This window comes from Bacteroidia bacterium, from assembly GCA_026932145.1.
In the GTDB taxonomy this organism is placed as follows: domain Bacteria; phylum Bacteroidota; class Bacteroidia; order J057; family JAIXKT01; genus JAIXKT01.
The window spans coordinates 1-21,381 of the sequence record JAIXKT010000016.1 but is presented as its reverse complement, the minus strand read 5'-3'; the positions used below and the strand labels follow the sequence as shown (position 1 = coordinate 21,381).

At 38.4% G+C, this 21,381-nt stretch carries 21 protein-coding genes; 10 read left to right on the top strand and 11 right to left on the bottom strand.

Features of this window, described 5'->3' with window-relative positions; translation table 11 throughout:
• Nucleotides 1-21: 21 nt before the first annotated feature.
• From LC115_04850 to LC115_04835, 4 genes are all read left to right on the top strand, one after another.
• Entirely contained in the window at nt 22-1,872 is a 1,851-nt protein-coding gene (locus tag LC115_04850) for a DUF4153 domain-containing protein (protein MCZ2356009.1), read from the top strand.
• 165 nt (nt 1,873-2,037) lie between these two features.
• Nucleotides 2,038-2,313, top strand: a complete 276-nt coding sequence (locus tag LC115_04845) for a co-chaperone GroES (GenBank protein MCZ2356008.1) — start codon at nt 2,038-2,040, stop codon at nt 2,311-2,313.
• A 19-nt stretch (nt 2,314-2,332) separates the two neighbouring features.
• The gene (gene groL, locus LC115_04840) at nt 2,333-3,994 is read left to right on the top strand and encodes a chaperonin GroEL (protein MCZ2356007.1); all 1,662 of its coding nucleotides are present in this window, start codon (nt 2,333-2,335) and stop codon (nt 3,992-3,994) included.
• Nucleotides 3,995-4,071: 77 nt separating this feature from the next.
• Complete coding sequence (locus tag LC115_04835) at nt 4,072-4,437, top strand: YraN family protein (protein MCZ2356006.1); 366 nt, start codon at nt 4,072-4,074, stop codon at nt 4,435-4,437.
• Nucleotides 4,438-4,464: 27 nt separating this feature from the next.
• On the opposite strand, the gene LC115_04830 is transcribed toward LC115_04835, so the two are convergent.
• From LC115_04830 to LC115_04805, 6 genes are all read right to left on the bottom strand, one after another.
• Nucleotides 4,465-5,232, bottom strand: a complete 768-nt coding sequence (locus LC115_04830) for an ABC transporter permease (protein ID MCZ2356005.1) — start codon at nt 5,230-5,232, stop codon at nt 4,465-4,467.
• Entirely contained in the window at nt 5,229-5,948 is a 720-nt protein-coding gene (locus tag LC115_04825) for an ABC transporter ATP-binding protein (protein ID MCZ2356004.1), read from the bottom strand. The genes LC115_04830 and LC115_04825 overlap by 4 nt, the downstream gene beginning before the upstream one ends.
• Entirely contained in the window at nt 5,936-7,204 is a 1,269-nt protein-coding gene (locus tag LC115_04820; GenBank protein MCZ2356003.1) for a nitrous oxide reductase family maturation protein NosD, read from the bottom strand. The genes LC115_04825 and LC115_04820 overlap by 13 nt, the downstream gene beginning before the upstream one ends.
• A complete protein-coding gene (locus LC115_04815; GenBank protein ID MCZ2356002.1) occupies nt 7,174-8,199 on the bottom strand; it encodes a nitrous oxide reductase accessory protein NosL in 1,026 nt (341 codons plus the stop codon). Before LC115_04815 ends, LC115_04820 begins: the two co-directional genes overlap by 31 nt.
• Before the next feature lie 89 nt (nt 8,200-8,288).
• On the bottom strand, nt 8,289-10,271 hold the full coding sequence (gene nosZ / locus LC115_04810) for a Sec-dependent nitrous-oxide reductase (GenBank protein MCZ2356001.1): 1,983 nt from the start codon (nt 10,269-10,271) through the stop codon (nt 8,289-8,291).
• Between the two features lie 29 nt (nt 10,272-10,300).
• A complete protein-coding gene (locus LC115_04805; protein ID MCZ2356000.1) occupies nt 10,301-10,813 on the bottom strand; it encodes a cytochrome c in 513 nt (170 codons plus the stop codon).
• A 391-nt stretch (nt 10,814-11,204) separates the two neighbouring features.
• Here LC115_04805 and LC115_04800 point away from each other — a divergent pair, with 391 nt between their 5' ends.
• From LC115_04800 to LC115_04790, 3 genes are read left to right on the top strand one after another with little or no spacing between them, the layout of a single operon-like run.
• Nucleotides 11,205-12,014, top strand: coding sequence for an FkbM family methyltransferase (locus LC115_04800; GenBank protein ID MCZ2355999.1), 810 nt, complete (start codon nt 11,205-11,207; stop codon nt 12,012-12,014).
• Nucleotides 12,015-12,016: 2 nt separating this feature from the next.
• Nucleotides 12,017-12,988 carry a 6-phosphofructokinase gene (gene pfkA / locus LC115_04795; GenBank protein ID MCZ2355998.1) on the top strand — a complete coding sequence of 324 codons (972 nt, stop codon included), beginning with the start codon at nt 12,017-12,019 and terminating at the stop codon, nt 12,986-12,988.
• Nucleotides 12,989-12,993: 5 nt separating this feature from the next.
• A complete protein-coding gene (locus LC115_04790; protein ID MCZ2355997.1) occupies nt 12,994-13,911 on the top strand; it encodes a hypothetical protein in 918 nt (305 codons plus the stop codon).
• A gap of 47 nt (nt 13,912-13,958) precedes the next feature.
• Here the strand turns inward: LC115_04790 and LC115_04785 are convergent, their stop codons facing one another.
• From LC115_04785 to LC115_04770, 4 genes are read right to left on the bottom strand one after another with little or no spacing between them, the layout of a single operon-like run.
• Nucleotides 13,959-14,618 carry a CBS domain-containing protein gene (locus LC115_04785; protein ID MCZ2355996.1) on the bottom strand — a complete coding sequence of 220 codons (660 nt, stop codon included), beginning with the start codon at nt 14,616-14,618 and terminating at the stop codon, nt 13,959-13,961.
• A gap of 5 nt (nt 14,619-14,623) precedes the next feature.
• Complete coding sequence (locus LC115_04780) at nt 14,624-15,403, bottom strand: alpha/beta fold hydrolase (protein MCZ2355995.1); 780 nt, start codon at nt 15,401-15,403, stop codon at nt 14,624-14,626.
• Between the two features lie 37 nt (nt 15,404-15,440).
• On the bottom strand, nt 15,441-16,034 hold the full coding sequence (locus LC115_04775) for an aminodeoxychorismate/anthranilate synthase component II (GenBank protein MCZ2355994.1): 594 nt from the start codon (nt 16,032-16,034) through the stop codon (nt 15,441-15,443).
• 12 nt (nt 16,035-16,046) lie between these two features.
• Nucleotides 16,047-16,499, bottom strand: a complete 453-nt coding sequence (locus tag LC115_04770; GenBank protein ID MCZ2355993.1) for a GatB/YqeY domain-containing protein — start codon at nt 16,497-16,499, stop codon at nt 16,047-16,049.
• A gap of 77 nt (nt 16,500-16,576) precedes the next feature.
• Between LC115_04770 and ubiE the strand changes: the two genes are divergently transcribed.
• The 3 genes from ubiE to LC115_04755 all read left to right on the top strand — a co-directional run bounded on the left by ubiE (nt 16,577) and on the right by LC115_04755 (nt 19,460).
• Nucleotides 16,577-17,302 carry a bifunctional demethylmenaquinone methyltransferase/2-methoxy-6-polyprenyl-1,4-benzoquinol methylase UbiE gene (gene ubiE, locus LC115_04765; GenBank protein MCZ2355992.1) on the top strand — a complete coding sequence of 242 codons (726 nt, stop codon included), beginning with the start codon at nt 16,577-16,579 and terminating at the stop codon, nt 17,300-17,302.
• Entirely contained in the window at nt 17,299-18,024 is a 726-nt protein-coding gene (locus LC115_04760) for a PorT family protein (protein MCZ2355991.1), read from the top strand. The genes ubiE and LC115_04760 overlap by 4 nt, the downstream gene beginning before the upstream one ends.
• 107 nt (nt 18,025-18,131) lie before the next feature.
• Nucleotides 18,132-19,460, top strand: a complete 1,329-nt coding sequence (locus LC115_04755) for a UDP-glucose/GDP-mannose dehydrogenase family protein (GenBank protein MCZ2355990.1) — start codon at nt 18,132-18,134, stop codon at nt 19,458-19,460.
• 115 nt (nt 19,461-19,575) lie between these two features.
• On the opposite strand, the gene dnaA is transcribed toward LC115_04755, so the two are convergent.
• A complete protein-coding gene (gene dnaA / locus LC115_04750; protein ID MCZ2355989.1) occupies nt 19,576-21,006 on the bottom strand; it encodes a chromosomal replication initiator protein DnaA in 1,431 nt (476 codons plus the stop codon).
• Nucleotides 21,007-21,381 lie beyond the last annotated feature (375 nt).

The following is a 21,381-nucleotide window of genomic DNA, read 5'->3' as shown; positions in this document are numbered from 1 at the left end:
TACTTTTAACACTTTAAACTAATGAAATTTCCTGATTTACACCGTATTACAGCACAATCGTTACAGACTGCCAAGCGGTTTCCTGCATCCATAATAGCAGCTTTTATGGGGTTTTGTTTATGTATTTTTTTATTCCATAAAGTTGGATGGTCAGGAAAGAACGAGGAAGATAAACTGTTAATGTTATTACTGCTTTCTAACGTAGCGATGGTATTTTCGGTATCTACATCTCTATGGGCAGAGCGTAGCCAATTTAAAATATGGCGTATCCCGATTCAATTTGTGTCATTATTGTTTGTTTATGCACTGTATTTCACCATCAGTTTTCCCATAGTAGAGGTAGATTTTTATCAAGTCGGGATGTATATGTTGGCAGCCCATTTTTTAATAGCGTTTTTACCTTTTTTAGGAAAATCTTCTACAACAAGCTTTTGGCAATATAACCGCATACTTTTTCAGCGGATTATTCAATCTGTACTTTTTTCGGGGACGCTCTTTATTGGAATTTCAGTTGCGTTACTTTCTATTGATAAGTTACTTCATGTGGATATGCCTGACAAAATCTATGGGGACTTATTGGCATTTATTACTTGCATCTTTAACACATGGTATTTTTTGGCCGGTATTCCACACGATTGGGAAGTTTTAGAACAAGATACAAACTACCCCTCCCTATTAAAACAATTTGTTCAGTTTGTGCTGCTTCCCTTAGTAGTTGTGTATTTGGGGATTTTATATCTTTATTTAGCTGAAATAATAATCACATTTTTGCTACCTTCTGGCTGGGTTGGTTGGTTGGTTTTGTGTTTTTCTATTGCAGGTATATTGGCGTTATTACTCATTTGGCCGATACAAAACAAACCTGAAAATAGCTGGATATTAGTATTTTCAAAATATTTTTATTTAGCATTATTTCCGTTAATTATACTATTATTTTTAGCTGCGTATGAACGTATTTATCAATACGGAGTAACTCCCAACCGATATTATTTAGTGGAATTAGCGATTTGGCTAACGGTTGTTACATTATATTTCACATTTTCTCGGGAGAAAAATATAGAACGGATTCCTCAGTCGCTGTTTGTAGCGGCTTTAATCAGCTTAATTGGGCCGGTTGGGGCAGTAGGTTGGTCTGTACGCAGCCAAAAAGACCGGTTCCAGAAAATATTAACCCAAAATAATGCTTTAAGTCAAGGTCGGTTTATTCCTGACAAAAACCGAGTTTGGAAAGACAATGACGGGGAACAATTACGCAGTATGCTCGATTTCTTTCGCCAAACCAATTCATTTGCAGAAATTCAACCATTTTTAGCTATTTCTATAGATTCTTTATTGCTGGCTACCGATTCTAAAAGAGGTTTATATCAAATTGTGAATAGTTTAGAAATATACTTGAGGGTAGGTTACAGCAATCAGGAAAATCGAGAAAAGATTTTTTATTGTAATTTTTTAGATAAAAATCCCAAATGGCGGTCTATTTCCGGGTATGACTATTGGATATCCACTAACTTTGGGCGTTATCAATCTAATACTGTGGAAATCACCGGTTTGGGTAGTTTTATTCCAGATTTCCAGCAGGCTAAAATTAAGTTTGTATCCTTAACAGGAGAAGAAGAAATAATTGACTTTAAGCCGGTTGTTAATACTTGTTACAAGCTAAAGCAGCAATATTCAGACACTTACACAGTTTCAGTAGATTCAACCAAAGTACTTTTAGATACTCCGAGCTTAACACTAATAGCTCTAACAAACTCCATAGAGGCTTTTTGGGATAAAGACAGCGTAAGTATAGATAGTTGGTATGGAGATATTTTGGTAAAAAAGCGCATAACAGCCGCGAAATCTCCCCCCAAAATAGAGAATACTAAATAAGTAGGATATTTTCAATTATCCAAAAACTGCCAATTTGTCAATAAAAGTTTTATCATTCATACTTAATTATGCCAAAATCAGTATATTTGGCATGATGTTATTATTTGGCATACTATTCGATAAGGAGAGATAAACTTTATAAACTATTATTCATAGAAATAAATTATGTCAGTAAAAATTCAACCATTAGCCGACCGCGTTGTGATTGAGGCCGCGTTGGCAGAAGAAAAAACCGCATCAGGGATTATCATTCCAGATACCGCAAAAGAACGCCCACAGCGCGGTATTGTTGTGGCCGTTGGCCCGGGTAAAAAAGATGAACCTACTACCGTAAAAGTAGGTCAAGTAGTATTATATGGCAAATATGCCGGTACAGAAATTCAAATTGAAGGTAAAGATTACCTCATTATGAAAGAATCAGATATATTCGCTATCGTTTAATTCAAATTTTATTAAAAAGATTATGCCTAAAAACATTCAATTCGACAGAGAAGCTCGCGAAAAATTAAAAGCGGGTGTTGATGCTTTATCAAACGCTGTAAAAGTTACCTTAGGCCCTAGGGGGCGTAATGTAGTTATTGACAAAAAATTTGGTGCTCCATTGATAACCAAAGACGGTGTTACCGTAGCTAAGGAAATCGAATTAAGAGATCCTATCGAAAATATGGGTGCACAGATGGTTAAAGAAGTGGCTTCCAAAACCGCAGACATCGCCGGTGATGGAACTACTACCGCAACTGTTTTAGCACAAGCTATTGTTCGTGAAGGACTTAAAAACGTAGCTGCCGGCTCAAACCCGATGGAACTAAAACGGGGCATTGATGAAGCCGTTGCTGTTGTGATAGACAACCTCAAAAAACTTTCCCGCCCTATCTCCGGAACCAAAGAAATAGAGCAAGTCGCCACTGTTTCAGCTAATGGAGACAGCGAAATCGGCAGCTTAATAGCTAAAGCTATGGATACTGTGGGTAAAGACGGTGTAATTACCGTTGAAGAAGCCAGAGGAACCGAAACAGAACTCAAAACCGTAGAAGGTATGCAGTTTGACCGCGGATACATATCCCCGTACTTCGTAACCAATTCGGATAACATGACCGTAGAACTCGAAGACCCTTACTTGCTGATTTATGACAAAAAAATATCCAGCATGAAGGAGCTTCTTCCCATCTTAGAAAAGCAAATTCAGACTGGCCGTCCATTATTGGTAATAGCAGAAGATATTGATGGCGAAGCACTTGCTACAATCGTAGTAAACAAATTACGTGGTTCTCTCAAAATAGCTGCTGTTAAAGCTCCCGGTTTTGGAGACCGCCGCAAGGCTATGTTAGAAGATATTGCTATCTTAACCGGTGGAACTGTTATCTCTGAAGATCGTGGTTATAAATTAGAAAATGCAACATTAGACTTCTTAGGACGTTGCTCCAAAGTTTCTATTGACAAAGACAACACTACTGTTGTTGGCGGAAAAGGAAATAGCGATGATATTAAAGCCCGTGTAAATCAAATTAAAGCACAAATTGAAGTTACTACCTCTGAGTATGACAAGGAAAAACTCAATGAGCGTTTGGCTAAACTTGCCGGTGGAGTTGCAGTACTCCATATTGGTGCGCCAACCGAAGTAGCTATGAAAGAGAAGAAAGCCCGCGTAGAAGATGCTTTACACGCTACCCGCGCTGCTGTGCAAGAAGGCATCATCCCCGGTGGTGGCGTAGCCTTTGTACGCACTATCGCTTCTATTGACAAGGGGCGTGGCGGAATTAACGACAATTTATTAAAAGGAGACGTAGGCATTGGAGTATCTATTGTACGCCGTTCCTTAGAAGAGCCTCTTCGTCAAATTGTTGCTAATGCAGGTCTTGAAGGAGCCGTTATTCTACAAAAAGTACGCGAAGGTGAAGGCGATTTTGGATACAACGCCCGCACCGAGCAGTATGAAAAACTTTTTGAAACAGGCGTTATTGACCCAACCAAAGTAGCACGTTGCGCACTGGAAAACGCCGCTTCTATCGCAGGATTACTCCTAACAACCGAGTGTGTTATCTGTGATGCTGAAGAAGAAAAATCCGCAATGCCAAACCCTGCCGCAATGGGTGGAATGGGCGGAATGGGCGGAATGATGTAATTATTCCTTTTTTAACCCTAATAAACCATACTAAGAGGCTGGTCGCACAAAACGCACCAGCCTCTTACTTTATTATTATGCCTAAACACAACCAAAAACTCGGAAAATACGGAGAAACATTAGCGCGTAATTGGTTAGAAACTAATAATTACCAAATACTTTTCCAAAATTGGCGTTTTGAGCATTTAGAAATTGATATTGTTTGCCAAAAAAGCAACCAACTTGTTTTTGTAGAAGTCAAAACTACATTCGCAAAAACGGGTTTTTTTCCTGAGATGAATATTTCTCATCAAAAGCAAGAACGTTTACGGCGGGCTGCTGCCGCATTTTACCATAAAAACCCCTCCTATACAGAACTGCCGGCTCGTTTTGATGTACTTGCCATTACAGTATTTTCAGATCAACAGCCTGAAATTCACCCTATTGAAGATGCATTTAGATAAAATTATCCCTGCAAAATACACCCAGTATTACAAATCTTTTTTACCAAAAATTTTGGTTGATGCCCAAACCGGTAGAATAATCCACAAAAAAAGCATCAAAATAGCCATAACCATTCCTAAATTATTTCCAAAAAAGGATCTAAAAACGGCGCCGGTAAATCCTAACATTGAAGAAATATCTAACTTTAAGAGTATTAATATTCTGGCTAAATCTATCGGGTTTAAGGAAACTAAGACTACGGCCGGTTTTTCTATGGGATAATCTGCAAATTGGAATAATAAGAAGAGTATTAAGACATCAAAAAAGAATGCTAATAGAAGCCACGCCATCACGGCATAGCCAATTCCTTTGGCTTTATCTCTGCTTAGGATGGAGCAAAGTGTTGCTAAGGCAGTAAAAACTCCAGCAACCAATGCTGCCATTACCATAATCATGATGGCTAAGTCAATATCTACAAATAAAAGAAGCGGTAATCCGATAGCCACAGCTAATGAAATCACCAAACAAGTCATTAATCCGGCAAATATGCTTAACCAGATAGTTTTTCGTTGAATCGGTTGGCTTAATAGCAGCTCGATAAATTCAGAACTATTGTAGATGTATATGGTAGAAAAAACGAGGGAAAATAGCGGAACTATCAGTAATACAATGTTTAGCAAGGTAGCTATTCCCTTAGTGGGGCTATCTTCTAATAAGAAAGTTCCCCAAGCTATACAAGTTATAAAAATGGTATAACCAATGATGATTTTGGATTTCAAAACATCAGTTATGACAAAACGGATGAGTTTATTCATGGGTTATTTTTTTGGAGGATTACGGATATAGCTTTTGAGATTTTGCTTTCCTGGGTTTGTTCACGTAATTCTTGGGTTTTTTGATGAAATATGATATTTCCCTCTTGCATAAAGATTACTTCGGAGATAAGCTCGTCTAACTCACTGAGTAAGTGGGAAGTTATTAGGATAAGTTTTCCGTTATTTCTTTCGCGGATAATTTTTTCTTTGAGTATATCAGCGGCGAGGGGGTCTAAGCCGGCGGTTGGTTCATCTAGAATCAAAACATCTGGGTTGAATAAAAAAGCAATTGCGGCACTTACTTTTTGGGTAGTTCCGCCACTTAGAGTACGCATTTTTTTAAACGCCATTGCCTGAAGTTGAAATTGGGTAATCAAGTCTTCGTCATAAGTAGTTATCCAAGGGCGGATGTCTTTAATCATTTCTATTACTTGATTGATTGTCATATTTTCCGGATACTTTCCAATCTGGGGCATATAACCGATGTGGTTTCGATATAGATTATCCTGCTTGATGGTTTTTCCCTGAAAAAAAATCTCACCTTGGGTAGGTAATACCATACCTAAAATGCTTTTAATCAGGGTGGTTTTCCCGCAAGCATTTGGGCCAATAAGCGCGATACACTCTCCTTTGTTTAAAGTAAGATTCACATTTTTTAAGACTGGAATCTTATTAAATTGCTTAGAAAGGTTTTTTACTTCGATTACAGTTTCCATTTTTTAATAACGGGGGAGTTATCAACAAAATTTTCGGGTGTTAAACTGGGAATAATTTTTTCAGATTTATCTAAGAGCATTACCATAAAACTTCGGTAGAGCAGCATAACTGTTGGGTTTTTTTCGGCGATTACTGAAAATAAACTTAGGGGATGATAGGGAACGTCTCCAATACTGTCTTTATCTAAGTCATAGCCTTCATACTTATCCCAATAATTTTTTTCAAAGGTATTTAGGACTAAGTTTCCGTTGGTACTAACGTCAAATGTGTTGTTTATGAAGTTATTATAACGGACCACATTATCCATACAGCTTGCTTGGATTTTTATGCCCCAGCCGTTATCCTTGAAGTTATTTCGTTCAATGATAATCCGGTTAGTGCCTTCCATGAAGATGGCGGAAGTGTTTGCATAGAAGTTATTTCCCATCATATAGGCATCGGATATTTCTTTGAGTAATATTCCATAGGCGGAATCTCCCCAATTATCTTGGTAATGGTTATTCAGCATAACTACTTTTTTAGTAAACATTACGGCTACGCCGGCACCGTTGTGCTTAAATACATTAGAGATATAGGCATCATTATCTGAAAACATAAAGTGTAATCCATAGCGGAGATTATGTTTAGAAATATTTCGCCAGATTATGGAGGCAGTTACAAATTCAAAGTAAATTCCATCTCGATGTCCTTGTATGCTATTTCCAATAATTTGGAGGCTATCGCTTTTCCAGCAGTGAATTCCATTACCGGACTGGTATTCTTCCGCAGCTTTTCCGATAAGTGTATTATTTTTGATAATACAATGGCTGCCATTTTGAATATAAACCCCAAAATAGGTATCTTCAATTCTATTTCCGATGATTGCTATATTTCTTCGGTTATAAACCTTGATGCCGGCCGGGTCTTCTAAGATGGCATGGCTTGATTGCTGAATAATAAACCCGGTAATGGTAACGGAATCTGCTTTTATGGAGATGACTTCATGCTTTTTTTCACCATCTATAATGGGATTATTTATCCCTATTAAAGTAATTGGTTTTTGGATTACCAGATTACCTTCTTGGTATTTGCCGCCATAAACTGTAATTGTATCATGTGGGTTAGCCAGCAAGAGAGCCTGCCGGATGTTTTTCAGTTGAAATTTTTCACCAACCGAAAAGACTGCTGAATATATTTTGGGGGGTGAAAATTGTCCAATGAATAAGGAGAGCAGTAAGACGGAGGTTATTTTTTTGAAGCGGCTATTTGTTCCCACGTTTGCACCTGAGTATTGTATTTAGATGCTGCTGACTCTGCATCTGATTTGTTTTTGAAAGCGGCTGTATTTCCCCCCATTGGGCTGGAAATTGCCTTTGTTGTTGTTGTTACATAATAAGATTTTTCCGCAGGAATTAAGTTGCTTTTATCCAAATAGTTGTGTACCCAATGACTCTGAATAGGTGTACTTTGATTTTGTTTGAGGTAAGCAAACATACACTCAATATCGTCAAATTTGTAGGTTCTGCCTTTTTCTGTGATTATTTCGCAGCCAAAGCGACCATCGCTGATAGTCATTTTGCAGTAGGCGCAGTTATCTTTATTCAAGGTAATTGATTCCGGCCCGGAGCTAACACAAGCTAAGAAGAACATCGCCGAAAACGGTAATATGAGCATCATTTTTTTACCCATAAACCGATTTAACAAGTTGTTTTCCAGCATAATAGCTATAACAAGAACTAAGCCGGCTATTACAAGCATAATTCCGCCAACATCAGGGAGAGAAAGTACCCCAAAGTTTAGCAGTAATTTATAGCCAATCAAGGGGGGTTGATAGGTAGCTCCGGGTACTTTTATAGCGGCATTTGGGTCTAATTCATGGCCATACTGGTATTCCCAGTGCCAAAAGTCTATCATGGAAGCAATCCCAAAAAGAATAAATACCAATGTTAAGGTATATAATGCTTTTTTTCCACCCAAAAAAGCGGTAAGAAAGAAGAACACAGAAAATCCACCAATCAAATAAGGTAATATCTTTAGTTCAACAAAGGAGTCATCGTGGATTGTTTTCATCCCGATATAGTGATTTAAGCCGTTGATTATCTGAACGTCTCCTCCCATTTTGTGCGGATAAATAAACATCCGTAATCCTTCAGGATATTGTGGTGCTTCAAAATCTATCCTCCAAAGCGGGAAGAAAAGTGCTAAGGCTAACATTAGTCCCCCGAAGGCAACTAAAATTTTTGATTTTAATGATAATTTGGAAGTATTCATAAGTATAATTTGGTTCAAAAGGAAAGGGAATAACTACCGTAAAATATTACGGTAATTATCCCCTTGATTATTATAGCTTTAAATCAAGATTATTTTTGAGCTTTTTCGTCTGCAGCGTTTTTGCCAATGCTAGCCGTTAGAGGTACATTGCTTCCGGCTGGGGAAACCCGTACATATCCCTGCATTTCTTGGTGCAAAGCACTACAAAAGTCAGTACAATACATCGGGAAAATACCGGTTTTTTCGGGTATCCACTTTAAGGTTGTAGTTTCACCCGGCATGATTAGTAGTTCACCATTATTGGCACCCTTGATAGCAAAGCCATGTGGAATATCCCAGTCTTGCTCTAAGTTTGTAACGTGGAAATACACTTCATCTCCCACTTTTACGCCTTCGATATTATCAGGGGCTATGTGAGAACGAATAGTTGTTAAGTATATGTGAACTTTATTTCCTTCACGAACTGCTTTTGTTTCTGCTTCGCCTTTAGCGACATACGGGTGTTTGTTCTCTTCAATCTTGTATATCTTATACTGATTTTTGGTAAAGAGTTCGGCAGGTGCGGCTTGCGCATAGTGTGGTTCACCAATGGTTGGGAAGTCCAGTATCAGCTGCATTTTATCGCCTGATATGTCAAACAACTGAGCACTTTGAGAAAGTTCTGGTCCTGTAGGTAAGTATCTGTCTTTGGTGATTTTGTTGTAGGCAATCACATATTTTCCATAAGGCTTTCTGGTATTACCGCCGGGTACGCAAAGGTGGCCTACAGAGTAGTAAGTTGGAACTCTATCTACTACTTTTAGTTCCTTAACGTTCCATTTTACAACTTCAGAAGAAACGAAGAATGAGGTGTAAGCAAATCCGTTAGCATCAAATTCGGTGTGTAATGGGCCTAAGCCGGGCTTTTGAACTTCTCCGTGGAGGGCAGCTTCGTATTTGATAACGGGGATTCCACCGTATTCTCCTTCAAATTGCTTTTCAGCAATAGCTGTTTGGATTTTATCAAAACTAAATACAGGTAGTAATGCAGCTAATTTACCGCTTCCTACGATATACTCACCGGTTGGGTTAACGTCGCAGCCGTGTGGAGATTTCGGGCAAGGTATAAAGTAGCAGATGTCTTTCAACTCAGCGGCATCTAACACAATGACTTCATTTTTAAATTCAGAGGTTGCTGTGTGAGTAGTCTCATTGTAAGTATTGTGAGCATATTTTACAGGTACTTTTTTTCCTTTGCCGGCTTTTAAGTATTCTTCAGCTTTTTTCCAATTTACTGCCATGATAAAGTCTTTATCATTTTTAGAAGCATTCACTTCAAGCAGTGTATTGGCTTGCTCTGTGTTGTAGCAAGAGAAGAAGAACCAACCGTGAGATTTTGCTTTTCCGCAGCGGGCTAAGTCAAAGTTAACGCCCGGAGTACGAATCTGGAAGGATAAATCCATTTTTCCGGTTTCTTTATCAACGCTGATAAAGCTGATATGTCCTTTGAAGTTTTCTTTATAGGAGCTAATCGGCACATCAGAACCGGCACCGTCAGCGGGAACGCTGAAACGGGTTCCGGCTACTACGTATTCGGTATTTTCTGTACCGTATGGTGAGCTGTGGTTACCTGCACTATTTGGCAACTCAATAATTTCGGCTGTACGGAAGGTTTTGAGGTCTATTCTGGCAATACGCGGGGTGTTATTTGCGTTACCAAATACCCACTTACCATTAACTTCTCCGTTTGTTTGGGAGAGTTCTACGTGGTGTAAATCATCCCAAGGTACAAAACCGTGTGAGGTGTTTAGCATCGGTTTTGTTTCTTCGCTGTATCCCCATCCTTTTTCTGGATCAACAGAGAATACGGGAATTACGCGAAGTAATCTACCACTGGGCAGACCATAAACGGACATTTGACCACTGAATCCGCCAGAGACGAAGTTATACAATTCGTCATATTTACCAGGAGGCACATAGGTCTTTTCGGCAGCACCACCTGTTACAGCCGAGGATGTCCCCTTAGGCTTGCAGGAAGTACCAACCAGAGTTATTCCTAATAAGGAATATAAAAAAACTGATTGTAGTTTCATAAATTTAGGTTTATTTTTAGGTTGTTTTATTACTTAGCGCCGTCATTTTTTCTCATAAACTCAAGGATATGGCGGGCATCATCGTCAGTAAGGTTTTGATTAGGCATTCTTACTAAACATATTTCAAGTTGAGCTTGAAGTTCAGGATCTTTGTCAATCATAGCATCTGGGTTTGTGATAAAGTTCATAATCCAGTAAGGTTCTTTCCTACCGGTAACACCTTTCCAGCCTGGACCAACCAGTTTTTCGTCTGTCAGCTTATGGCATGCGGAACATTTTGTTTTGAATATAGCATCACCTTTGGTAACCATGCTTTCGTCTAATGCAGCTACTTTTACGTTACTTGCGTCAAATTTACCTTCGCCGCGCTTAGGGTCATAGGAAGCTGTATTCGCTGAAGTAGCAGAATTATTTGCTGAAGGAGTTTCTTGGGAGGCACCATTAGTTCCCGATGTGTTCGTATCTTCACCGCCTTTGCATGACACTACAACAAGCGCAAACAAACAAGCGGCAGCAAAAGAGAATGAAACTATTCTTTTCATAAAAATTAAAATTACAATGCGGCAAAATTACAATGCTTACTTGATTGTTTTTGTGATAAAAGTCAAAAAAAGCATTTTTTTTTAAAAATTTTATATTATACTATTAATCAATAATTTATATATTGAATTTTGTGTGAATTATACAATTTTATTGCTAAATGAAGAAAAACATAGTTAAAATCTGATATTTATCAGGATGCAACCTGAAAAATATCAGCTAAATAAATAACCTCTTTGCAAAGATGCCAAATCAGGGAATCGCGATGGTTTCGATATTTTTTTCGCAATGCTATGTGCAAGTCGCTATATTTGCCGAATAGTTTTACGCTAATGGCATCTGTTTTTATCAAAACAATTATATAGTAGGTAAACTATTCCTCTACACATTAATATGTCGGTTAAGAACTTTGTTTTCAAGCAATATGCCCGCTTTTTTGCCCGTCCAGTATTTCAGAAATGGAATGAACTCTTATGCCACTTAGGGTTAAGAGGCTTAGGCGTTCTTAATTACTATGACCACAATATCAGTGGTGAAAAATGGCTAATTGATTATATCGCACAAAATTACCTTATTTCCGTATTTATGGACGTTGGTGCTAACGAAGGAAGTTATACCGAAATCGTTTGTAGTAAAATAAAAACTTGTTCAGCCTATTGTTTTGAGCCGATTCCGCAAAATTTTCAAAAACTATCCCAAAGACTTGGTGGAAAACCGAACATCAAGTTGTTTCAATTCGGGGTTTCTGATTCCCAAAAAGAGGCTATCTTGTATGATTATGCGCATAACCAAGGGTCGCAGCACGGATCGCTCTATAAAGACACGTTTACCAGATTTTACCAAGAACAAATCGTTGAAATCCCCATTCAACTGACAACTTTAGATAATATTGCGCAGCAAGAACAGTTATCTAAAATTCATTTCCTAAAAATAGATACCGAAGGGCACGAATTTTCTGTATTAAAAGGTGCAAAAACACTGATAGAAAAAGGCCAAATAGATATTATTCATTTTGAATTTAATGATATGAATGTAGATAGCCATGTTTTTATGAAAAACTTTGTTGAATTATTAGCAGACTTTGACTTGTACCGTTTATTACCCCAAGGATTACTACCAATACACTATCAAAAGGCTTTATTTAATGAGTTTTTTGCGTATCAAAATATAGTAGCATTTCGTAAAGGATTAAAAAAGAAATAGATATGAAACGGATAGCTGTATTTACTTCAGGTGGAGATTCTCCGGGGATGAATGCCTGCATACGGGCAGTTGTTAGAACCTGTGCCTACAATCAGGTAGAGGCAATCGGGATTAAGCGCGGATATGAAGGTATGATCGAAGGTGATTTTGTGCAACTACCGCCCAGTGCTGTTAGTAATATCATTCATTTAGGTGGAACTATGCTAAAAACAGCCCGTAGTAGCCGGTTTCTCACCCAAGAAGGCCGAAAATTAGCTTTTTTACAACTCCAAAAACACCGCATTGAAGGCTTGGTCGTTATTGGCGGAGACGGATCCTTTAAAGGGGCTGAAACCTTTTATGCAGAAACCGGAATGCCGGTTATAGGTATTCCGGGAACTATTGATAATGATTTAGTTGGAACAGATTTTACGTTGGGCTTTGATACAGCCATTAATACTGCCTTATCAGCTATTGACAAAATCAGGGATACAGCGGCCTCCCATAACCGGCTATTTTTTATAGAAGTTATGGGACGAGATGCTGGTTTTATTGCTTTATACACCGGAATAGCCTCCGGTTCAGAAGCTATTTTGGTTCCGGAAACAATTACTGATATTGAACAGCTAATCAAGCTCTTAGAAACCGGCTGGAGTCGCCAAAAATCTTCCTGTATTATTATAGTTGCGGAAGGAGACGATGCCGGAGGCGCTTTTGAAGTAGCCCAAAAGGTAAAAGAACGCTTCAATCACTATGATACCCGCGTGAGCATCTTAGGCCATATCCAACGCGGCGGAAGCCCAAGCTGCCAAGACAGAGTATTAGCTGCTAGATTGGGAGTAGCTGCCGTAGAAGCACTCTTAAATAGACAAAAAAACGAAATGGTCGGCCTGATAAACAACCAAATAACCTTCACTCCCCTCACAAAGGCCGTTAAATCAAATCATCTTTTTGACCCCAATTTACTGCGAATGGTAGAAATCCTTTCCGTCTAAAATTTATGAAACAACAACTGCTTTCTATCATCAGAAACATATTAGGCATTAACGCATTAGACAGAAAACTCGAAACCAGTATGCGCCTTAACGCACAACTTATTACGAACCAACATATTAATAATAACCCCTCCATTAACTCAATAAATCAAGTTGAATATAAAGTATTTTCAGAATGGGGAGATGATGGAATAATCCAATATTTAACCCAAAAAATTCCCACTAAAAATCGCTTCTTTGTAGAGTTTGGGGTAGAAAATTACCAAGAATCGAATACCCGGTTTTTACTTACTCAAAGTAATTGGCAGGGACTTATTTTAGATGGATCATCTGCACATATTGCAGCGATACAAAGTGCTCATTATTACTTTAAATATGACCTAACAGCCGTTTGTGCTTTCATCACTGCTGAAAATATCAATCAACTATTTCAGCAGAATAATGTTCCCGCCAGAGTAGGATTGCTTAGCATTGATATTGACGGGAATGATTATTGGGTTTGGAAATCCATTCAGTCAATAGATGCAGACATCGTAATAACTGAATACAACTCATTGTTTGGCAATGAGATAGCTATCACAATTCCGTATCAAGCAGATTTTAGCCGTGTGCAAGCGCATTATTCCAGCTTGTATTGGGGAGCATCTTTACCAGCCCTTTGTCAATTAGCTGATGAAAAAGGATACGCCTTTATGGGGTGTAATAATAATGCAAATAATGCTTACTTCGTAAAAAAAGAAATGCTAAGTTATATCCCAAACCTAAAACCACTATCACCCCAAGAAGGTTACAAAGAATCACGATTTCGGCAATCCCGGGATAAAAATGGAAACCTTACTTACCTATCTAATTCAGATGCCCGAAAATTAATCAGCGGAATGCCGGTATTTGATATTACTAAAAACCAGCTGATTACGCTATAATTTTGGATTAAAAAGTAATATTTTAATCTTTCAAAAACTTGAACGAATCAAATGTTTAGATAGCGCATGAAGGAGTCATAAATATCCCGCGTATCTAATAATTGTTTTTGATTTACTGAAGTAGAGCTGATTTGATAGCCAAAACGCTCTAACACAGTAATTACCCGTGAAATATCCGCCATACTCAATTTAATTGAAACCCAAATTCTACGGCTTTCAGGTACATTCGTAACTAATAAGCTCAATATTTTCGCATTTTCGGATTCCGTTAAGCGGGCTATTTCGCCCAGAGAAAAATCATATCGTTCCATTTCTAAAACAATGATTCCGCCGTCATGGCTAAAAGTATTTTCAGCTTGAAATTGAATGATATTTTTGGCAATTACCAGCCCAAGATAGTTGTTTTCTTGAGAAAGAACCGGTACGCAGTCTGTACCGGAATTTCCCATAATTTGAATAATATCAAAAATATGTGTATTGGGAGAAACAAAAATCTTCAAAATATCCGAAGGGTTTAAGTCTTTTAAGGTGCTGATTTGGTTTAATCGAAGTGTTTTTCGGGAAACAATACCTTGGAAGTGGTGGTCATTATGCACAATAGGCAGCCATCTTTGCCCGCTGGTGGCAAACTTGCGTACCATCGTTCGGGCAGAGTCTTCCGGGTGTAAAGTCGGTAAATTTAGGCTTAGTAAACTCTTAGCATACATAATGATTATGAATTAACAGAATGAAACACAGAATGCCTTTGCAGAAAATTTCGGACAATTTTATTAAATAATGCTGGATTTTCCATCATAGGTGCGTGCCCACAATGGTCTATAAAGTGAAGTTCTGAGTTGATTATCAGTTGGTTAAACTCATGTGCTACGTGTGAAGGAGTGATATTGTCATTTAGCCCCCAAATCAAACAAGTTGGTACTGTGATTTTTTTAATTTCGGCACGCATATTTTGTCGTTGGGCAGCTCTGGCTATCTGGATAACCCGTAACGCCTTATTGCTGTCATTCACAATTTCAAAAACCTCATCAACCAACTGTGGAGTAGCCGTTTGGGGATTGTAAAAAGTATATTCTACTCTATCTTTAATATACTGATAATCACCCCTTTTGGGGAATCCGCTTCCCATCCCAGACTCAAATAAGCCGGAACTCCCTGTTAATAGTAAGGTAGCCAACCTTTCCGGATGATTGAGTGCTAATAGCAGCGCAATATGCCCTCCAAGGGAATTTCCCAGCACATGAATTCCGGTAAGCTCTTTATGTTTTACAAAGTCTGCAACAAAGTGTGCTAACCCTTCGACGGTTGCTGAAACTTTTGTGTTTGTGTAAATAGGCATTAGCGGAATCAGAACGCGGTGGGTTTTAGCAAACTCATCCAAGACACTTGCCCAATTACTCAGCGCACCAAATAAGCCGTGCAGCAAAAGTAGCGGTTCGCCTGTGCCCTCTTCAATATATTCAAAGTGACCTGTATTCCGTAGTTCGATATTCATAGCTCTATTTCAGTACAGTTACGCAAAAAGTTCTGGTTTAGTTTCGCAAAGGTGCATAAAAATTAACAGTTTGATACCAATTTTCAATTAATAAATTTCCTTGTGTAGTTAAGATTGATTCGGGATGAAACTGAAATCCAGTTAGTTGTTTATCTTGGCTGCGAATAGCCATAATCTCATCATCGGTTGTTTTGGCTATACAAATGAGGTTTGAAGGCAAAGAATTTGGGGCAATAACTAACGAATGGTAACGCATAACGGTCATAGGTAATGATATTCCGGCAGTAAGCTCGCAATTATCGTTCCAATGAATTGTAGAGGTTTTGCCATGGAAAGGTTTGTTCAAAATAATTTGTGCACCCAGCAGTTGAGCAATAAGTTGATGGCCTAAACATATTCCTAAAACAGGGATACGTTGTTTAATGCAGGTTAAAACTATTTGTGGGGATTTTCCGGCGTTTTCCGGCCTTCCGGGGCCAGGGGAAACCACTACCGCAGTTGGCTGCTGCGCTAAATAGGGTTCTATAAGCGGTGAATCATTCCGAAATACCAGAATCTCTTCCGGTAAATAGGCCAATAAATCAACTAAGTTGTAGGTAAAAGAGTCGTAATTATCAATAACGACTATCACAGAACGATGAGTTTACTTGGATAACAGTCTTTTAGCTATTTCGGAAATCAGTTTTCCATCTGCTTGGCCGGCAAGTTGCTTAGTAGCTGCGCCCATTACTTTTCCTAAGTCGCTTGGTGCAGCGGCGTTTACTTCCGTAATAATTGTCTTGATAATCTGCTCTAATTCTTCGGGAGAAATTTGTTTTGGAAGGAATTTATTGATGATGGTGAGCTCTGCCTGCTCTGAGTCTGCTAAATCCTGACGATTACCGGCTAAGTACTGCTCTATGGCATCTTTACGTTGTTTTGCTTGTTTTTGTAATAGCTTTAGCTCTTGGTCAGGAGTTAGGTCTCCGGTTTGGCCTTCGGCAGTTTCAGCTAAAAGGATAGCCGCTTTGAGGGACCGGAGTGCCCGTAGAGCGGCTTCGTCTTTTTGCTTCATCGCATCTTTAAGGTTCTGATTGATTGTTTCTTTTAATGTCATTAACTTGTTGAAAAACTTCGCAAATTTATGAAAAGTACTGGGTAAAAGTAAGTAAGTTTGCATACCAATAATTTTTCGTGAGTTCACCCGTTACGCCCTATCAAGGCTCTGCTTCATCCAAAAAAGCCCAAGTAGAGAAAATGTTTGATAATATTGCCGGCACCTATGATTTGTTAAATCACTTATTGAGTGCAGGGATAGATACTCGGTGGCGGAAGTATGCTATTCGCCAATTACTTGATTTAAAGCCCGAAACAATACTGGATATTGCAACCGGTACCGGAGATTTTGCTATTTTGGCAGCCAAAACGCTAAAACCAAAGCAACTGATTGGCCTCGATTTATCTGAAAAAATGTTGGCTAAAGCACGTGAAAAAGCTGGGAAAAAAGGGCTTTCTATTGATTGGATAAAAGGGGATTCTGAAAAACTTCCTTTTGCAGACAATACCATTGATGCGATTACGATTGGTTTTGGGGTTCGTAATTTTGAGAACTTACAGTTGGGATTATCGGAGGTACTGCGTGTCTTGCGCCCGGGCGGTAAAGCCGTTATCTTAGAACCTTCTAAACCCAAAAAATTCCCGATGAAGCAGCTATTCAGTTTCTATTTCCACACGGTGCTTCCATTAGTTGGTAAAATCATCTCAAAAGATTCATCAGCTTACACATACCTGCCGGAGTCCGTCAAGGTTTTTCCGGAAGGAGATACTTTTTTGGATATTTGCCACCAAGCTGGATTCCGTAAAACATTTTGGCAACCGCTTACGTTTGGTATATGCGCTTTTTACTGCTTAGAAAAATGATACGCTCAATAATACGTTTGGCCGTTTTACTGCCTATATTTATTGGCTTTTTAAAGCCGGCTTTAGCCCAAAACAATATTCATTATGATCTTCGTCAATTTAACTTAGGGTTTTTAATGGGCTTAAATATCGCTGATGTAAAAATTAAGTATAACCATTTAAGTACTAATTATGATAAGGCCGGAGATTTATCAGAAATTGACGCATTATCTTCGCCGGGTATAACCCTGGGTATGATTACCAATACTAAGCTACTTCCTAATTTTGACTTCCGCTTTATCCCGTCCATTTCTCTACAGCAACGAAATTTTAACTATCACTTTGCCAGCCACAAGAAAATTTCTTATTTTCAGTATCAAGATTCTATGGTAAAAAAGCGGTTAGAATCTGCCAATTTAGATTTACCGGCGATGATTCGGTTTCGTTCTAATTTCTACAAAAACTATCGTGTGTACGTGATGTCTGGAATAAAATATTCTATTAATTTAGCCAGTGATAAACGGTCTCGCGATGACCCAAATGTTATCAAAATAGATAAAAGAGATTGGAGCTGGGAAGTTGCAGCCGGAATTGAAATTTATGGTGATAGGGTAAAACTTACACCGGAAATCCGCTATTCACTTGGGCTTAGAAACGTTTATGCCCCTGAAAATACAGATTTCGGAGACAGAATATCCCGTATGAACACCCAAGCCATCTTGATTTCTTTGAACTTTGAATAATTGTAATTCAAAAAAACTCATTTTTGTATCACTGATTCAGGAAAATTAAGATTTCCCTAAATCAGTTTTTAATTTAATATATTAATTTTTAACAACTTAAATATTGTATGAATATTGCCGTAGTAGGTACTGGGTATGTTGGTTTAGTAACAGGGACTTGTTTTGCAGAGTCCGGAAATAATGTGGTTTGTGTAGATATTGACCCTGAAAAATTGCAAAAACTGAATAGCGGGATTATTCCTATTTATGAACCCGGCTTAGAAGCAATGTTTTTGCGAAATATTAAGGAAAAACGACTGACTTTTACCAATAACTTAGCTGAAGCTGCTAATAATAGTGAGATTATCTTCTTAGCTCTACCAACTCCTCCAATGGAAGACGGATCGGCAGACTTAAAATATGTATTGAATGTAGCAAAGGACTTAGCCAAAATTATCAAAGACTATAAAGTCGTTGTTAATAAAAGTACTGTTCCCGTAGGGACTGCCGATAAGGTAAAAGCTATTTTCACAGAGAACACCCAAGTTCCTGTTGATGTGTGTTCTAATCCTGAGTTTTTGCGGGAAGGTTCTGCTGTAGAAGACTTTATGAAGCCGGAACGTGTAGTTGTGGGCACAGACTCAACACGGGTAGTTGAACTCATGAGCCGGCTGTACAAACCCTTTGTAATGTCCGGTAATTCCGTTATTTTCATGGATATACGAAGTGCAGAACTCACTAAATATGCTGCTAATTCCTTTTTAGCAACCAAGATTACCTTTATGAATGAAATTGCTAACCTATGCGAGCGCGTAGGCGCAGATGTAGATAATGTTCGGATAGGCATTGGCTCCGATAGCCGAATCGGAAAACGATTCTTATTTCCGGGCATAGGTTACGGTGGCTCCTGCTTCCCCAAAGATGTACAAGCATTACATCACACCGCTACTGAATATCAATATGATTTTCAAATACTTACAGCAGTTATGGCTATTAATAATCACCAAAAAGAGATTTTAATAGATAAAGTTATATCATTTTTTGGGGAGGATTTAACCGGTTTATCTTTTGCCGTTTGGGGGCTTGCGTTTAAACCGAATACAGACGATATAAGAGAAGCACCAGCCTTAGTGATTATTCAGGAACTTTTAGCACGTGGAGCAGCTATTACCGCCTTTGACCCAGAGGCAATCAGCGAAGTAAAAAAACATTATCCTCAGCTAAATATTACCTTTGCCGCTAACCGTGATGAAACCCTTAAAAATCAGGATGCCTTACTTATTGTTACCGAATGGAATGAGTTTAGAACCCCTGATTTTGGAAAAATGAAAACCCTACTTAAACAACCGGTGGTTTTTGATGGCCGTAATATCCTTAATATCAATGAAATGCAATCACTTGGTTTCTACTATAATTCCATTGGCCGCCAAACAGTAGATGGGCGTAAAAAGACCTGACTTTTTCTATAAAGAGCGAAGATTCAAGAGCTAATTCGATAAAAAGCTACCTGTAAATTTGTACTGACGTTAGTCAATCACAAAACAGGTAGCTTTTTTAGGCTAAGGCGAGCTTTTAGGCGGTTATCACCTTCAATCTTTTTCGGATTTCTTCTACTTGATTGCGAAAATCTCGCTGGGTATCTACTAAATCATTAACAGTTTGAACTGCATGAATCACTGTTGAGTGGTCTCTTCCACCGAAATAAGAACCTATTGTTTTGAGAGAAGTATTTGTCAATTCTTTGGCAAAGTACATAGCTACTTGGCGCGCCTGAACGACTTCGCGTTTACGTGTCTTGTCCTTAAGTAGCTCTACTTCTAACTTGAAAAATAAACTAACCTCATTGGTAATTGTTTCGATAGAAAGCTCTCTATCATGCTGACGTACAAGGCTTTTAACAACTGCTTTGACCATATTTAGGTCAATTTCTTTTCTTTGTAATGAGCTTTGGGCTAATACGGATATAACTACTCCTTCCAGTTCTCTGATATTAGAAGAAACGTTATGAGCTATGTATTCTATGATTTCGTCAGGTAGAGATATTCCATCTTGATACATTTTCTTGCGGAGTATCTCCATCCTTGTGCCAACGCTGGGTGGGCATAGCTCTACGCTTAAGCCCCACTTAAACCGTGATATGAGGCGTTCTTCTATATTTTTCAAATCTTTGGGGGCGCAATCCGCCGCTAATATGATTTGCTTTTGCTTCTGGTGCAACTGGTTAAATACATGGAAGAAGTTATCTTGGGTTTTATCTTTGCTTGCTAAAAACTGAATATCATCCACAATAAGAACATCTACCAACTGATAATGAGCCAGAAAAGCACTTAGATTATTACTGCGTACAGAATCTACAAAATGGCTCACAAAGCGTTCAGCGGAAACATATAAGACTACCTTATGTGGGTGGTAACGCTTTACTTCGTTTCCGATAGCTTGAATCAGGTGCGTTTTTCCTAAGCCAACTCCGCCGTAAACAAATATTGGATTGAAAGACGTTTGGCCGGGAGTTGCAGCTATGGTGCTGCCAGAGGTACGTGCTAAAGAATTGCACTCTCCTTCAATAAAATTATCAAAAGTATAATTTGGGTTTAATTGCGGATCTATACTTGCTTTCTTAAGACCCGGAATAACAAAGTGATTAATCGGCTCTTTTCCGGATTGTATCGGCAGAGATACCAGCGGATTCTTTGCACCATGGCCGTGAGCACTCGTAGGAATGTTTACGGTGCATGATTCAAGCGGATTATCTACAACTACAATTGAATAAACTAACTGTGTCTCAGTGCCTAAGACGTGCCTTATAGTCCGTTTAATTAAGTCAATATAATGCTCCTCAAGCCACTCAAAGAAAAATTGGCTGGGTACTTGGATTGTTAAAATTTTATGTTCATATTTGAGGGGGACAATGGGCTCGAACCATGTTCTATAACTTTGAGCGTTGATATTATCGCGGATTTTGGTCAGACACCTCCCCCAAATCTCTCGTACATTCATTTCCATATCTATTTCTAATACTGCTTGTGTGTTTTTACTTTGGTCTAACATCCCTAAATCTTTGTGGATATTTTGTTGGGTTTATGTGTACAAAATTCAGTAGTTTTCCGCTATGCCGGCAAAGAAAATTCCAAGTTTTTGCCTAACCATTGATTTTCAGGCAGAAAAAAATTAGGCAAATTTCCACAGATAAAATTTAACCTAATCTAAATTTGTTGATTCTTTTAAAGTGCATTTCTGGTTTTTTCTACTTGGCTAATAATCAAAAGTTTCTACAAAATAGCTGATTATAGTAGAGTTTCAAAAATCAAAATACCCATAAATAACTAATAATAAAATAGTTAAAAAATCAACACCTTGTATCTTAGAGAATTACATCTG

Excerpts from the sequence above, each read along its gene's own strand:
- pfkA (MCZ2355998.1), top strand. The coding sequence starts at position 12,017 with ATGAAACGGATAGCTGTATTTACTTCAGGTGGAGATTCTCCGGGGATG.
- LC115_04790 (MCZ2355997.1), top strand. The coding sequence starts at position 12,994 with ATGAAACAACAACTGCTTTCTATCATCAGAAACATATTAGGCATTAAC.
- LC115_04825 (MCZ2356004.1), bottom strand. The coding sequence starts at position 5,948 with ATGGAAACTGTAATCGAAGTAAAAAACCTTTCTAAGCAATTTAATAAG.
- LC115_04755 (MCZ2355990.1), top strand. The coding sequence starts at position 18,132 with ATGAATATTGCCGTAGTAGGTACTGGGTATGTTGGTTTAGTAACAGGG.
- LC115_04805 (MCZ2356000.1), bottom strand. The coding sequence starts at position 10,813 with ATGAAAAGAATAGTTTCATTCTCTTTTGCTGCCGCTTGTTTGTTTGCG.
- LC115_04850 (MCZ2356009.1), top strand. The coding sequence starts at position 22 with ATGAAATTTCCTGATTTACACCGTATTACAGCACAATCGTTACAGACT.
- LC115_04835 (MCZ2356006.1), top strand. The coding sequence starts at position 4,072 with ATGCCTAAACACAACCAAAAACTCGGAAAATACGGAGAAACATTAGCG.
- LC115_04760 (MCZ2355991.1), top strand. The coding sequence starts at position 17,299 with ATGATACGCTCAATAATACGTTTGGCCGTTTTACTGCCTATATTTATT.
- LC115_04815 (MCZ2356002.1), bottom strand. The coding sequence starts at position 8,199 with ATGAATACTTCCAAATTATCATTAAAATCAAAAATTTTAGTTGCCTTC.
- LC115_04770 (MCZ2355993.1), bottom strand. The coding sequence starts at position 16,499 with ATGACATTAAAAGAAACAATCAATCAGAACCTTAAAGATGCGATGAAG.
- dnaA (MCZ2355989.1), bottom strand. The coding sequence starts at position 21,006 with ATGGAAATGAATGTACGAGAGATTTGGGGGAGGTGTCTGACCAAAATC.
- LC115_04800 (MCZ2355999.1), top strand. The coding sequence starts at position 11,205 with ATGTCGGTTAAGAACTTTGTTTTCAAGCAATATGCCCGCTTTTTTGCC.
- nosZ (MCZ2356001.1), bottom strand. The coding sequence starts at position 10,271 with ATGAAACTACAATCAGTTTTTTTATATTCCTTATTAGGAATAACTCTG.
- LC115_04830 (MCZ2356005.1), bottom strand. The coding sequence starts at position 5,232 with ATGAATAAACTCATCCGTTTTGTCATAACTGATGTTTTGAAATCCAAA.
- LC115_04780 (MCZ2355995.1), bottom strand. The coding sequence starts at position 15,403 with ATGAATATCGAACTACGGAATACAGGTCACTTTGAATATATTGAAGAG.
- LC115_04845 (MCZ2356008.1), top strand. The coding sequence starts at position 2,038 with ATGTCAGTAAAAATTCAACCATTAGCCGACCGCGTTGTGATTGAGGCC.
- LC115_04785 (MCZ2355996.1), bottom strand. The coding sequence starts at position 14,618 with ATGTATGCTAAGAGTTTACTAAGCCTAAATTTACCGACTTTACACCCG.